Raw genomic sequence first — 13,537 nt, 5'->3', positions numbered from 1 at the left:
GGGGCGTCATGGTCGGGAGCGTGTGGCTCACCTCAGGAAAGGGCCGCAAGTCACGCGATAGCGGCCTCGACCGGGACAAGATCGTCGCGACGGCGGTCCGCCTGCTCGACGCGCAAGGTGACGTCTCGATGCGAGCGCTGGCCACCGAGCTGAACGTCACGCCGATGTCGATGTACTGGTATGTCGCCAACAAAGACGACCTGCTCGAACTCGCGCTGGACACGGTGGCGGGTGAGATCGAGCTGCCGGAAGCCGATGACGACTGGCAAGCCGGACTGCGTGCGCTCGCGCAGGCTTGGCGGCGGACCATGGTCGGCCATCCGTGGGCGATCCGTTGCTATGGCGACTATTTGAACATCGGGCCGAACAGCATGCGCTTCACCCAGCATGCCCAGGCCATCATCGCCAGGTCTCCGCTTTCGAAGGCCGACCAGGCCTCCGCGCTGTCGGCCGTCTTCCAGTACGTCTATGGGTTCGCGACGAACGAGAGCCGCTGGCTGGAGTACGGCCGGAAGACGGGCCGCACGGTCGACGAGTTCGTCGACGACGTGGCCGCAAGCGTCGCCGAGGTTCCGTGGGTGAGTGTGCGGAGCGGGGTGGTGGAACAAAAACACAGCCAGAGCATGGCCGAGCTGCGCGACCGGGACTTCGACCGCGCGCTCGACTGGCTGCTTGCGGGCATGCTCGCCTGACCGCTCACTCCGAGCCGAAGTCGGCGCTCAGCCAGCGGTCCGGGCGGGCGGTGAACAGCACGAAGGTGCCCGTGGGGTCGGCGGTCTCGCCGTCGGCGAAGCCCTGGGCGTGGCCTTCGGGCAGGTAGCGGCTCGTGATCGCGAGGACGTCTTCGACGCGCGGCTCGCGGTCCGCCTTAAGTACCGAGCACTCGACCGTGACGTACTTGTACGGGAATTCGGCCTGCTGCACGCAGAAGCTCAGCTTGCCCGCGTCTTCCAGCAACCGGGTCTTGCGCGCGGTCCGCCCCTGCGTGCCAGTGAAGAAGGTGAGGTCGCCGCCGGGCTCGTAGGCGTACCAAACCGGCACCGTCAGGGGAGGGCGGTCGCCGTCGCCCTCCACGCTCAGCACTCCGATGCGGGGCTCGGCCAGGAAGTCTTCGCGTTCGGTGGTGGTGAGCGTGCGGGGCATCTCGGTCTCCTTAGTCAGTTCCTTGAGGGAACTTAAAGCTAGCAGATGTCAGTTCCTTAAGGGAACCCCTTGAGCTAAGATCGGTCTCATGCAGCGCACCCAGTTCGGCGAGATGGCTTGCTCGATCGCTCGCACGCTCGACGTGATCGGCGAGCCGTGGTCGCCGCTGATCCTGCGGGACGTCTTCGTGGGCATCTCGCGCTTCGAGCAGATCCAGCAGGACCTCGGCATCTCGCGCAAGGTGCTGACCGAGCGGCTGAAATGGCTGGTCGAGTGCGAGGTGCTGGAGCGCCGCGAGTACTCCAGCCGCCCGCCGCGCCACGAATACGTGCTCACCACCAAAGGCTCCGAGCTGTGCGACCTGCTGCTGACCATGGCGCGCTGGGGTGATCGGTGGACCGCTGGCGAGGCCGGGCCGCCTGTCCTCTTCCGGCACCACGCGTGCGGCGAGGTCAGCCATGTGGAGCCGACCTGCTCGGTGTGCGGCAAGCCGATGCACGCCACCGACGTCGATCCCTTGCCGGGACCCGGAGCGCCACGCCGAGCTTCTTGATCAACAAGAGCTTCACCACTCCGGGTCGCTTAATACACCCGGAAGTGGCCCGAAGTCGATCTTTGCTCACCTTCTTCTCCGGCCCCGCGGGTCCGGAGAACCGGATCGGGCGACAGCGTCCGGCCAGCACGGCGATCAGGCACGGCTACCGCGGGTCACACCGTGGAAAGGCCGCGCGAAACCGGCTTGCGGCAGTGGTCTAATCGCGCCGTTTCCGCCGAAGAAAGGTCCCCCATGAGACGCGGCATTTCGCTGCTGGTTTCGCTGATCGTCGGCGCTTCGCTGCTGACGCCGGTAGCGCACGCGCAGGAACGCAAGCAACTCGTTCCCGGCTTCGGCACCTACGCGAGGCTCGTCCGGCTCAGCCACTCGCAGGCCGGGCGCAACCGCATCATCGCGTCGCTCACCACGTCCTCGACCGTCGACAACTACACGACGATCATGGAGAGCACGGACGAGGGCGAGTCCTTCCACAAGATCAGCGAGATCCACGACCGCGACGGCGTCGACGGGATGTGCTGCGGGACGCTCTACGAGCTGCCGCAGATGGTCGGCAGGCTCCGCGCCGGCACGCTGCTGTGGGCGGCGAGCTACGGGCACAACGGCGGGTTCGACCGTCGCGTCAAGCTCAAGGTCTGGGCCAGCCGCGACTCCGGCCGCACCTGGTCGTTCCTGGCCGAGCCCGCAGGCTCGCACAACACCGACGGCATCTGGGAGCCGGAGTTCACCGTCGACGCGGCAGGCACGCTGTGGCTGCACTACGCCGACGAGAGCGAAGCGCCGCAGTACAGCCAGGTGATGAACCGCGTCTCGTCGACCGACGGCCTCAACTGGGGCACCAAGCAGCGGACGATGGCGATCCTGCCGCACCGGGTGCGGCCGGGGATGCCGATCATCCGGCGACTGCCCGACGGCCGGTACTACTTCGCCTACGAGATCTGCAACTACGGCGACCGCTACTGCGACCCGTACTTCAAGATCTCGGCCGACGGCGCCAACTGGGGCGACCCGGCCGACCCCGGCACCAGGGTCCAGACCGCGCAGGGCAACCACTTCCAGCACGCGCAGACGATCACGCTGTTCCCCGGCGGGGTGAACGGCACACGCATCCTGATGGTCGGCCAGATCTACGTCGACGCCGACGGCGATCCGCTACCCGGCAACGGCGCGACGCTGCTGGCGAACGACAATTTCGGCTCCGGGCCGTGGTACGAGATCGCCGCGCCGCTCAAGATCAGCGGGGTCTACAACAACTACTGCCCCAACTACAGCTCGACGCTGCTGCCGGTGGACAACGGCAAGAACGTCCTCGAAATCGCGAGCGAGTACAACAGCGAGGGCGTCTGCACGGCGTACTTCGCGAAAGGCCCCGCCTAGGAGAGCAGGCCCAGAGTCAGCGACGCCGCCGCGACGGCGAGGAACACGATGCCGCCGACGATGTCGCGCGAGCCCACCCGCAGGTGGGCGATGATCGCGCCGATGAAGTACAGCACGAGGCAGGCGGCGGCGAGGGTTCCCAGCAGCTGCACGGCGAATCCGGCCAGCAGCCCGGCGGTGCCCGCTGCCAGCAGCAGGCCCAGCACCGGTACCCACTTCCGGGGTATGCCCTTCATGTCCGCCTGGGCCTTGGGGTACTCGTGGCCGATCAGGTAGATGACGGCGGCGGCACCGGTGAACACCGCGGCGAGGATCGTGACTGTGACGTAGGCAGCGAACATGATGCTCAGGACGAGACGGCGGATCGATATGTGACGACCGGGATAAAGCCCGCTTTATCCCGGGGTGGAGTTAAGCCCGCTTTATCCCGGGGTTAGGCCGCGAAACCAAGCCATGAGGGCGAGTTCGGAGGCGGCTCGGGTGGCCACGGGGTCCTCGGCGTTGGCGATGAGCAGCGCCGCTTCGGTCACGGCGCTCAGCACGAGCTGCGCGAGCACGTCGACCGGGAGTGGCGGCAACGAGCCGGCCTCGACCGCGCCCGACAGGACCTCGGTGACCAGGCCGAGGCCGTGTTCGGCCTCGATCGCGCGCCACTCGGTCCAGCCGAGCACGGCGGGCGCGTCGGTCAGCGAGATCCGGCGCACCTCCTCGCGGCCGCAGGCGTCCAGGAAGGCGCCGAGCGCGATCACCATGCCGCTCGCGAGGTCGGGCGCGCCGGCCATGGCCGCGTCGACCTCGGCCGTGACCTCGCGCTCGACCTCCTCGAAGACCGCGCGGAACAAGCCCTGCTTGTCGCCGTAGTGGTGATAGAGCGCGCCGCGGGTCACGCCTGCCGCGCGCACGATCTCGTCGGCGGGCACGGCCGCGTAGCCACGCGTGGCGAACAGTTCACGCGCGGCCGCCACCAAGGCCGCCTTCGTGCTGTTCGACCGGTCTTCCTGGGTTCGTCGCATCGGCTCCTAATCTGCCATGAACGAGATCAGGTGCTTCGCCAAGGCCGCGGGCTGGTCTTCCGGGACGAACGTCCACGAGTCCTCGATCTCGACGACGCGCGCGTCCGGCAGTAGCTCGGCGATCCGGTACGCGGACGACAGCTTGAAGACGCGGTCCTCCCGCGCCCACGCGAGCAGCACCGGCTTGCGGAAGCGCGGGAATTCGACCGCGGCGGCCAGCGTGTGGCGCCGGTGCACGCCGCGCAGGAACTTGCCGAGGTCACGCCTGATCAGCCGGTTCTCCCGTGACGGGCGGAGATAGCCCTCGACCACGTCGGCCGGGATCGGCCGCTTCGCCACCAGGCCGAACGCGATCGGCAGCCGCTGGACCGCCTTGAACCGCACCGCCCGCGTGAGCAGCCACATGCTGCCCGGCACCCAGGCCAGTTTGGGCAACGAGCTGAACAGCGGCGGGAAGAACGCCTCGAACGCGTCCGACGGCGTGAGCACGACGCGGCCGACACGCTCGGGATGGTTCGCCATCAGGATCTGGGTGAGCGCTCCCCCGGTGTCGTTCGCGACGACCGTGACCTCGCGCAAGTCCAGCTCCGCCAGGAATTCCGCGATCAGCCTGGCCACACCGGGCGGCGTCAGATCCGCGTCGGCGTGCAGCGGCACCCGGTGCGCGCCGAGCGGCCAATCCGGGGCCAGGCAGCGGAAACCGGCGGCCACGACGTCCGGGATCACCGCACGCCACAGCCCGGAGTCGACCAGCAGGCCGTGCACGAACACGACCGGCGGCCCCTCCCCCTCGTCCCGATAGCGCAGAGTGCCCTGGCTCAGCCGGATCTCTTGGTTCGTCATGTCGTCCATGGTTACATACAAACAGTATGTATGTAAATGAGACCCGGTAGGGTGAACAAGCCAAGGGGAGACGACAGAAGGAGTCGCAGATGAAGGGGATCGTTCTGGCCGGGGGCAGCGGGACGCGCCTTCACCCGATCACCCAGGCGATCTCGAAGCAGCTACTCCCGGTCTACGACAAGCCGATGATCTACTACCCGATCTCGGTGCTGATGTTCGCCGGGATCCGCGAGATCCTGATCATCTCGACCCCGGCCGACCTGCCGAACTTCGAGAAGCTGCTCGGCGACGGCAGCCAGTTCGGCCTCAAGCTCTCGTACGCGGAGCAGGCCGCGCCGAACGGGCTGGCCGAGGCGTTCATCATCGGCGCCGACTTCATCGGTGACGACGAGGTCGCGCTCGTGCTCGGCGACAACATCTTCTACGGCCAGGGTTTCTCCAGCAGGCTGCAAAACGCCGTGTCCACAATGGACGGCTGCGTGCTGTTCGGCTACCCGGTCAAGGACCCGGAGCGCTACGGCGTCGGCGAGGTCGACGCGGACGGCAAGCTGCTCTCCATCGAGGAGAAGCCCGCGAAACCGCGCTCCAACAAGGCGATCACCGGCCTGTACTTCTACGACAACCAGGTCGTCGACATCGCACGCTCGCTCAAGCCGTCACCGCGCGGCGAGCTCGAGATCACCGACGTCAACATGACCTACCTGCGCGAAGGCCGTGCAGCGCTGGTCGACCTCGGCCGCGGTTTCGCCTGGCTCGACACCGGCACGCACGACTCGCTGCTGGAGGCGGGCACCTTCGTCCAGGTGCTCGAACACCGCACCGGCGTGCGCATCGCGTGTCTCGAGGAAGTCGCGCTGCGTATGGGCTTCATCGACGCCGACCAGTGCTTCGCGCTGGGCAGCAAGCTCGCGAAGTCCGGCTACGGCGAATACCTGATGAACGTTGCCCGTACGGCGGGCGCTACCGGCTGAAGAGGTGCTCGCGCAGGGTGCTCCCGGTGTAGTCGGTACGGAAAACGCCTAGCTCCTGCAGGTGCGGGACGACCTTGTCGGCGAACTCGTCGAGCCCACCCGGCGTCAGATGCGGCACGAGCACGAATCCGTCCGAAGCGTCGGACTGCACGTAGTCGTTGACCGTGTGCGCGACCTGCTGCGGCGTGCCGATGAACTGCTGGCGCGTCGTGGCCTCGATGACGAGCTCGCGGATGGAGAGCTTCTTCTCCTCCGCGAGCGCGCGCCACTTGCGCGCGGTCTCCACGTTGTCCTGGTGGAGTTGCACCCGGCCCCAGGTCAGCGGCTCGGCGTCGGGATCGGGGTCGACCTCCGGCAACGGCCCGTCGGCGTCGTATTCGCTGAGGTCGCGGCGCCAGACCTGCTCGAGGAACTGAATCGCGGTCGCCGGGCGGACCTGCTGGTAGCGGATCTCGCGGGCGTACTCGTGCGCCTCCTCCTCGGTGTCGCCGAGCACGAAGGTCGCCGCGGGCATGATCAGCAGGTCTTCGTGTGAGCGCCCGTAAGCGGCGAGGCGGCGTTTGACGTCGGTGAAGAACGCCTGGCCGTCTTCGAGCGTGCCGTGCCGCGAGAAGATGACGTCGGCGGACTTGGCCGCGAACTCGCGCCCCTCGTCGGAGTCGCCAGCCTGGATGACGATCGGCTGCCCCTGCGGCGTGCGCGGCAGGGTGAACTCCCCCTCGATGTCGAACTGCGGTCCACTGTGGACGAATCGGCCGACCTCGCGCACGAAGACGCCCTGCTGCTTGTCGCCGACCAGCGCGTCCGGCGCCCAGCTGTCCCACAGCTCGCGGACGGTGGTCAGGAACTCCTCCGCGCGCTGATAACGGTCCTCACGCTTGAGAAAACCACCGCGCCGGAAGTTCTGGCCGGTGAACGCGTCCGGCGAGGTCACCACGTTCCATGCCGCGCGGCCACCGGACAGGTGGTCCAAAGTGGACACCTGGCGGGCGACCTCGTACGGCTCGTTGAACGTCGACGACAGCGTGCCTGCGAGCCCGAGCCTGCTGGTCACCGCGGACAAGGCGGCGAGCACCGTGGTGGTGTTCGGCCTGCCGACCACGTCCGAGTCGAGGATCTTGCCAGCGTGCTCACGCAGGCGCAGGCCCTCGGCCAGGAAGATGAAGTCGAACTTGCCACGCTCGGCGGTGCGGGCCATGTGCTCGAACGAAGCGAAGTCGATCTGGCTGCCCGACCGCGGATCGCTCCACACGGTGGTGTTGTTGACACCGGGAAAGTGGGCGGCGAGCTTGATCTGCTTGGGCATCTCAGACTCCCTGGTACTGGTTGGCCGGCTTGGCCAGGCCGAGGTGGTCGCGCAGCGTGGTGCCGGTGTAGTCCTCGCGGATGAGGCCGGCGCGCCGCAGCTCGAGCACGGTCTCGTTCGCGAACAGCTCCAGGTCGTCCGGCAGCACGGCGGGCCGGATCAGGAAGCCGTCGACGTCCGCCGACCACTCCCGCAGCGCGGCGGCGAGCGCTGCGGGAGTGCCGACGAAGTCACGGCCGGGTGGCCGGAACTCCGTGCCGTGCAAGGAATCGAGCTGCTGTCGACGATCAAGCGCGTGCTGCTCGGTCTCGCCGAGCAGCACGGAGACGGTCGCGAGCACCTTTCCCTCGATGAGCAGATCCGCGTTTTCGCCATAGGTCGCGACCACGGGGTGCCCCTGCGGCGGCCGCGGCGTGATCGACGGGCCCTTCACGCTGAAGAAGGTGCCTTCGAAGTCGACGTAGTGCAGCTTGTCGCGGTCGATGAACCGGCCGGTCGGCTCGTCGCGGATGATCGCGTCGTCCTCCCAGCTGTCCCACAGCCGGGCGATGACGTCGATGACCTCGGTGTTCTCGACCTGCGCTGCCGAAGCCGACGGCAGCTTGCGCCTGCCGAAGTGCTTGACCTCGGCCTCGGTGCGGGACGGCACCGCCAGCACGCCTGCCCGGCCCTGGCTGACGTGGTCGAGCGTGGCGACCGCGGTCGAGACGTGGAACGGCTCGGTGTGCGTGGTCGTGACGGTCGGCACGAGGCCGATCGACCGGGTGACCGGCCCGAGCGCGGCGAACGTCAGCAGCGCGTCCAACCGGCCACGCACAGCGGACGACCCGCCCGGCTGCACGCCGAGCGAGTCGTCCAGGGTGACGAAGTCCAGCTTCGCGGACTCGGCGAGCCGCGCATAGGTCAGATAGTGGGCCGCGGTGAAGAGCGCGGCGGGCTCGACACCGGAGGCCCGCCAGGCCGCCGGGTGGTACCCGGCGCCGTCGATCGCCGCACCGAAATGGAGTTCCGAAGAAGCCATGGGCCCAGTGAACTCCCGTTTTCGCCGGACCGGCCCTGCTTCTCAGACCATGGGAGCCGGGAATACTTCGGGTTCCTCGACGGTTGCCGCCGAGCCGACGCGGTCGGCGACGAACGCCGCGACGAGCCCGCCGACGATCGGGCCGACCAGGTAGACCAGCAGCTGGCCCCAGGCGACCGTGCCGCCGGCCAGCGAGAGCACCGCGTCAGGACCGAACGTGCGGGCGAAGTTCACCGAAGCACCGCTGGCCGGGCCGAACGCCATGATCTGGGTGGCGAGCGCGAGGCCGATGCCGAGTCCGAACAGGCCCTTGGGCGCGGTCGGCGCCACGGCTAGCGCGAAGACCGCGGTGACCAGGATGGCCGCGCCGAGCGCCTCGGCGACGAGCGCGTGCCCGAAGTTGCCGCTGTAGGTGGTCGCGCCGAGTCCGGCGTCGATCGCGGCGCCGCCGTAGGACGCGTAAATGAGCGACGCGCCGAGCAGGCCGCCTGCTATTTGCGCGACGAAATAGGCGGGCACTTCGCGCCACGGGAATCTGCCGCGAGACGCCAAGGCGATCGTGACCGTCGGATTGCAATGCGCGCCGGAAACGGAACCGAAAGCGTAAATGGCGATGGCGAGCGCCAAACCGTGCGCGAGTGCGACTATCAATAGTCCTGGGCCGCCGGTCTTCGCCGCGCTGACGGCCACCGCCGCGCCGATACCGAAGCCACACAAGAGGGTCGTGCCTGCCAGTTCCGCGGCCATCCGGCGGATGAGACTGTATTCCACGTCGGGTGGGGACCTTTCTCTGCGACAGGGTCTGCTGGGGATGAACCCAAGGTGCCTGTCGCCGCCGCGGCCCGAATACCGCCGATCGAGCGGCGGCCTCTACGCCATCCGTGACGAGGTTTTCGCTGGTCGGGATGTTCTCGGCGGCGGTGAACCAAACCGCTTCGGTAGCCGTGAAAGAAGGGTCAGCTCCGGTGGCGCGCCATTTCCTCGAGCCGCTTGATGCGCTCGGCCATCGGCGGATGAGTGGCGAACATCCGCGAAAGTGACTCGCCGGGCCGGAACGGGTTCGCGATCATCAAATGCGACTGCGAGATCAGCGCCGGCTCGGCGACCAAGGGCGCGGCGCGGGTGCCGAGTTCCAATTTACGCAGTGCGGAAGCGAGGCCGAGTGGATCGCCGGTGAGTTCGGCGCCGGAGGCGTCGGCCTGATATTCACGCGAACGACTGACCCCCATTTTGATGATTCCGGCGGCGATCGGGCCGACCAGCACGAGCAGGATCGCGACGAACGGATTCTCGCCGTCACGGTTGCCGCCGAAGATCCCGGTGAACATCGCGATATTGGCGATGACACTGATCACGCTGGCCATCGCGCCCGCGACGCAGGAGATCAGGATGTCGCGGTTGTAGACGTGGGACAGCTCGTGCCCGAGCACCGCGCGCAGCTCACGCTCGTCGAGCAGGTCGAGAATCCCGCTGGTGCAGCAGACCGCGGCATGCCGCGGGTCGCGGCCGGTCGCGAAGGCGTTCGGGGCCTGCGTGGGACTGATGTAGAGGCGGGGCATTGGCTGGCGGGCGGTGGTCGCGAGCTCGCGGACGATCCGGTACATCGCGGGCTGCTCGGCCTCGGAAACCGGCCTCGCGTGCATGGCGCGCAGCGCCAGCTTGTCCGAGCTGAAGTACGCGAAGGCGTTGAAACCCAGCGCGACGATCAGGCCGATGATCAGCGCGCCCCGGCCGAAAAGCGAGCTGACGCCGATGATCATCGCGCTCAGCACGCCGAGCAGGAGCACGGTTTTGAGTCCGTTCTGATGCTTGTGCACTCTCGGCCGCTCCTCTCTCGCGATCCGTGGGTTACCCACCGGAAACAACGCGATCGGGGGATCTGAAGTTCCTTCACCCGCTGTCGCGCGAGGTCCGGGGTTAGGGTCCAACGGTGACGATCCGCAATCAGTGAACCACCGACCACAGGTGAGGCGTCGATGCTTCGGATGTTTGCCGCGCTGCTCACGGGTACCGCGCTGCTGGCCGCGCCTGCCCAAGCGTCGCAGGTCATCAGCATCGACGTGGGTGGCGAGCCGACGGCGATCGCGGTCAACCCGGCCACCGGGTACGCCTATGTGAGCGATCCGTCGACCGGCGCGATCACCGTGATCGACTCACGCAACGCGACCGTCTCGGCCATCATCCCGATCGGCGGCAGCCCGGCGGGCATCGCCGTGGACAGCACGACCAACCGGGTCTACGTCGCCAACCCGGCCAACGGGACGGTCGCCGTGGTCGACGCGGGCAACAACGTGGTGATCAGCACGATCAGCACGGGCGACGGCACGGCGTCCGTCGGCGTCGACGAGGCGGCGAACAAGGTCTACGCGGGCAGCCGCACCACCGGCGCGGTCTCGGTGATCGACGGGGTCAGCGCCACCCAGCTCACCCAGGTACCCGGCCGGGTACCGTCGCTCGCCGGGATCGCCGTCGACTCGGGCCGCAAGCTGGTCTCGTTCGCGAGCCCGGCCACCGACGGCGTCGAGGTGTTCGACGCGGTCACCAACGCCTTCATCGCGAGCGTGCCGGTCGGCAGTAAACCGGTCGGTGTCGCGGTGCACCGCGCGAGCGGCACGATCTACGTGGCGAACTCCGGCATCCACCACATGTCGCTCGTCGACAGCAACACCAAGACCGAGCGCAAGACGATCCTGCTGCGCAGCGAGGCGTCCTCGGTCGCGGTGCACGAGGGCTCCCACACGATCTACACCAACGGCGGCCCGAACGGCATCGTCAAGCTCGACGGCCTGTCCGGCGCGCTGGCGGGCGAGCTGCCGCTCGGCATCAACCCCGGCGACATCGCCGTCGACCAGAAGACGAAATGGGTCTACGTAAGCGATCCCCTCCACGGCCGGGTCTCACTGATCAAGGACTTCTGATCCGGGCTCGTGAGTGTTCCGGCCGGTTCTAACCGGCCAAAACACTCACGACCCCGGGTATTTGGGCGGGTTGACGCTCACGAGTTCTTGACTTGGGCGTGGCAAAATGTCTGGGTATGGAGAGCGAGTACCAGCTCAGAGGTGGCCGGCAGGCTGACGCGGCGGCTGTCGCCAACGTGCTGGCCGCGCGGGGAGCCGAGGTCAGCGAGGCGCTGGTGTTCGCCGTGTCCGGCGGGATCGGGGCCGGGTACATCCTGTTCGAGTTCGCGCGAGAGGTGGACGCGACGCTGGTCGTCGCGTTCCGGAACCAGTGGCAATACCCCAAGACCTGGCTTGAGTCCACAATAGACAGACTGGGACTCAAGGCGAACGTCCACACGACCGGCGGGAAACGTGGTGCGGCGAAACGGCTTTCGGCCGCGCTGAAGGAGAACGAGCCCGTCATCGTGCTGCCGGATCAGCAGACTCTCGGCTACCGGCACCTGCCGGAGAAGCTCAACGGCCACGGCGGGCACTTCGTGGTCGCGTACGGCGAAGAGGACGGCAGGGTCCTCGTCGACGATCGCAACCTCAAGCCGTTGACCGTCGAGCGCGCCCGGTTCGACGCCGCCCGCGCCCGCGTCGGGTCGTACAAGAACCTGCTCGTCAACATCGGACCTGGCCCGGTCGAAGACCTCGAGAAGGCCGTGCGCGCCGGCCTGAATGATTGCGTGCAAAGGCTTTCCGGCAGCTCGACCTCGTTCGCGCTGCCCACCTGGGACCGCTGGGCCAAGTCGATGACCGACGAGCGCGGGCCCAAGGGCTGGCCGACGGTCTTCGCCACCCGGCGCGGACTGGTCAGCTCGCTGCTGACCATCTGGGAAGGCGTCACCACCGCGGGCATGACCGGCGGGCACTCACGGGACCTCTTCGCCGACTCGCTCACCGAGGCGGGCGCGTTGCTGGACAACGAAGCGCTCACCGAGCAGGCCGAGCAGTGGCGGGCCATCGCGACCCAATGGGATGAGCTCGCCGAAGCCGCGTTGCCCAAGCATGTCACCGAGTTCGGGTGGATGCGGGACCTCACCGCCGCCGTGACCAAGGGCGTGCGCGGTGGTGACGAAGGGGTCGAGGCGGCCGCCGAGGCCGGCGCCGAGCTGTGGCGGGTGCGTGGGCACTACGACGCAGAGATCCCGTTCACCGATGAACAGGTGAACGGGATCTTTACCGACCTCGGTTCGCGGCTCCGGGAGATCCATGCCGCCGAGGTCGCGGCGGTCAAGGATCTGACCGAAGTGCTTTAGCGGCGGGCAGCGGGCTTCAGGTTCTTCGCGACCACCTTGAGGTTCGCGAAGCTCTGCATGACCGAAGCCGCGACCTTGGCGGCGCCGCCGCCGCCCTGGTAGCAGTTCACCAGCAGCGGGGTGACCACCGTGCAGGTCGTCGTCACCGAATCGTTGGCCGGGTTCGGGTCACGCGAGTCCGACGAGGTCCGCGAGGTCTTGAACTCGAACGGCAGGCCGACCGTCAACAGTCCGAACGGGACCGAGAAGTTCGCGGTCGAGCTGCTGCCGTTCGCCACCCCGTTGAACGTGCAGACGGCCTTGCCGGCGCTGGGCGCGCAGGCGCCACTGGCGGTGGCGGAGAGGCCGAGTGGCAACGTCGTCGTGATCTTGGCGTTACGGATCACGCCGGGGCCGCCGTTGGTCACCTTCACCGCGAAGTCGAACCGGCCGCTGAGCAGACCGGGGTGCGGGGTGACGTTGACCGAGACGGCCGCGTCCGCGCTCGCGTCGATCGTGATCGTCGGCCCGGTCACCGGCTCCGACCCGTAGTTGCTGCCGACCAGCTGGCCGCGCAGCGTCTCGGTGAGGTCGGGCGCGTTGTCGGCGACCTTGAAGGTGAACGTCGTGACGCCGCCGGTGTGCTGGTCCATCGCCTCGGCGAGCACGAACTTGTACCCGCCGGTGGTCGGGACGCACGAGCCCGCGACCGAACCCGAGCAGCCCTGCAGCGTGGTGTAGGTCTGCAGCGCGTCCGGCAAGGTCACCAGCACGGCCGCCGGGTGCAGCACGGTGAAATCGTTGATGTTGTTGATCGTCTCGGTGACCGTGAAGGTGTCGCCGGGATGAACTACGGACTGCGAAACGCTCAACGCGACCTCGGGGAGCGGGTCGGCGAGCGCGGGTACTGCGGTGAGCACCGACCCGGCCCCGGTGAGGAGAGCCAAGCCGGCGATGGCGCTGGTGCGCCGGAGGAAGGGCTTCGTCGTCATTGCGGATCCTCGCTTCAGGCGTGGCGTGGGCGGCCGCGGCTAATCATGATTCGCCCATTCGGCGTGGGTCGTTACACCCACCAACGGAGCAAGTAGTTGGGTGAGTTGTAACAGCGGGCGGTGGCTCCGCGAATCAAC

General features: G+C 67.9%; 15 protein-coding genes. 6 read left to right on the top strand and 9 right to left on the bottom strand.

Going from position 1 to position 13,537, the window contains the following annotated elements; translation table 11 throughout:
* Positions 1–8: 8 nt before the first annotated feature.
* On the top strand, positions 9–692 hold the full coding sequence (locus tag BLV57_RS27310) for a TetR/AcrR family transcriptional regulator C-terminal domain-containing protein (RefSeq protein WP_091293515.1): 684 nt from the start codon (positions 9–11) through the stop codon (positions 690–692).
* A gap of 4 nt (positions 693–696) precedes the next feature.
* On the opposite strand, the gene BLV57_RS27305 is transcribed toward BLV57_RS27310, so the two are convergent.
* On the bottom strand, positions 697–1,143 hold the full coding sequence (locus tag BLV57_RS27305) for a pyridoxamine 5'-phosphate oxidase family protein (protein ID WP_091293513.1): 447 nt from the start codon (positions 1,141–1,143) through the stop codon (positions 697–699).
* A gap of 88 nt (positions 1,144–1,231) precedes the next feature.
* Between BLV57_RS27305 and BLV57_RS27300 the strand changes: the two genes are divergently transcribed.
* Both BLV57_RS27300 and BLV57_RS27295 read left to right on the top strand, forming a co-directional pair.
* Positions 1,232–1,696, top strand: a complete 465-nt coding sequence (locus tag BLV57_RS27300; RefSeq protein WP_091293512.1) for a winged helix-turn-helix transcriptional regulator — start codon at positions 1,232–1,234, stop codon at positions 1,694–1,696.
* Between the two features lie 234 nt (positions 1,697–1,930).
* Positions 1,931–3,073, top strand: a complete 1,143-nt coding sequence (locus BLV57_RS27295) for a sialidase family protein (RefSeq protein ID WP_091293510.1) — start codon at positions 1,931–1,933, stop codon at positions 3,071–3,073.
* Here the strand turns inward: BLV57_RS27295 and BLV57_RS27290 are convergent.
* The 3 genes from BLV57_RS27290 to BLV57_RS27280 form a co-directional block, all read right to left on the bottom strand.
* Positions 3,070–3,414, bottom strand: coding sequence for a DoxX family protein (locus BLV57_RS27290; protein ID WP_091293509.1), 345 nt, complete (start codon positions 3,412–3,414; stop codon positions 3,070–3,072). The genes BLV57_RS27295 and BLV57_RS27290 overlap by 4 nt on opposite strands.
* An 81-nt stretch (positions 3,415–3,495) precedes the next feature.
* Positions 3,496–4,086, bottom strand: coding sequence for a TetR/AcrR family transcriptional regulator (locus BLV57_RS27285; protein ID WP_143047161.1), 591 nt, complete (start codon positions 4,084–4,086; stop codon positions 3,496–3,498).
* Between the two features lie 6 nt (positions 4,087–4,092).
* Positions 4,093–4,929 (bottom strand): alpha/beta fold hydrolase, encoded by an 837-nt coding sequence (locus BLV57_RS27280; RefSeq protein WP_091294212.1) that lies wholly within the window; start codon positions 4,927–4,929, stop codon positions 4,093–4,095.
* Positions 4,930–5,018: 89 nt separating this feature from the next.
* Here BLV57_RS27280 and rfbA point away from each other — a divergent pair, with 89 nt between their 5' ends.
* On the top strand, positions 5,019–5,900 hold the full coding sequence (gene rfbA, locus BLV57_RS27275; protein WP_091293507.1) for a glucose-1-phosphate thymidylyltransferase RfbA: 882 nt from the start codon (positions 5,019–5,021) through the stop codon (positions 5,898–5,900).
* Here the strand turns inward: rfbA and BLV57_RS27270 are convergent.
* From BLV57_RS27270 to htpX, 4 genes are all read right to left on the bottom strand, one after another.
* Positions 5,890–7,206, bottom strand: coding sequence for an NtaA/DmoA family FMN-dependent monooxygenase (locus BLV57_RS27270; RefSeq protein WP_091293506.1), 1,317 nt, complete (start codon positions 7,204–7,206; stop codon positions 5,890–5,892). The genes rfbA and BLV57_RS27270 overlap by 11 nt on opposite strands.
* Position 7,207: 1 nt before the next feature.
* Positions 7,208–8,227 (bottom strand): LLM class flavin-dependent oxidoreductase, encoded by a 1,020-nt coding sequence (locus BLV57_RS27265; protein ID WP_091293504.1) that lies wholly within the window; start codon positions 8,225–8,227, stop codon positions 7,208–7,210.
* Between the two features lie 42 nt (positions 8,228–8,269).
* Positions 8,270–8,998 (bottom strand): MIP/aquaporin family protein, encoded by a 729-nt coding sequence (locus BLV57_RS27260; RefSeq protein WP_091293502.1) that lies wholly within the window; start codon positions 8,996–8,998, stop codon positions 8,270–8,272.
* A 185-nt stretch (positions 8,999–9,183) separates the two neighbouring features.
* Positions 9,184–10,044, bottom strand: a complete 861-nt coding sequence (gene htpX / locus BLV57_RS27255) for a zinc metalloprotease HtpX (RefSeq protein ID WP_091293501.1) — start codon at positions 10,042–10,044, stop codon at positions 9,184–9,186.
* A gap of 159 nt (positions 10,045–10,203) precedes the next feature.
* Here htpX and BLV57_RS27250 point away from each other — a divergent pair, with 159 nt between their 5' ends.
* Positions 10,204–11,145, top strand: a complete 942-nt coding sequence (locus tag BLV57_RS27250) for a YncE family protein (RefSeq protein WP_091293499.1) — start codon at positions 10,204–10,206, stop codon at positions 11,143–11,145.
* A 116-nt stretch (positions 11,146–11,261) separates the two neighbouring features.
* The gene (locus BLV57_RS27245; RefSeq protein ID WP_091293497.1) at positions 11,262–12,428 is read left to right on the top strand and encodes a BtrH N-terminal domain-containing protein; all 1,167 of its coding nucleotides are present in this window, start codon (positions 11,262–11,264) and stop codon (positions 12,426–12,428) included.
* On the opposite strand, the gene BLV57_RS27240 is transcribed toward BLV57_RS27245, so the two are convergent.
* Positions 12,425–13,399, bottom strand: a complete 975-nt coding sequence (locus BLV57_RS27240; protein WP_091293495.1) for a DUF11 domain-containing protein — start codon at positions 13,397–13,399, stop codon at positions 12,425–12,427. The two genes, BLV57_RS27245 and BLV57_RS27240, sit on opposite strands and share 4 nt — an antisense overlap.
* Between the last annotated feature and the right edge of the window lie 138 nt (positions 13,400–13,537).

The organism is Amycolatopsis xylanica (assembly GCF_900107045.1).
GTDB classification, from domain to species: Bacteria; Actinomycetota; Actinomycetes; order Mycobacteriales; family Pseudonocardiaceae; genus Amycolatopsis; species Amycolatopsis xylanica.
Note: the sequence above shows the minus strand (reverse complement) of the source record. Positions and strands in the feature narration are given on the sequence as shown.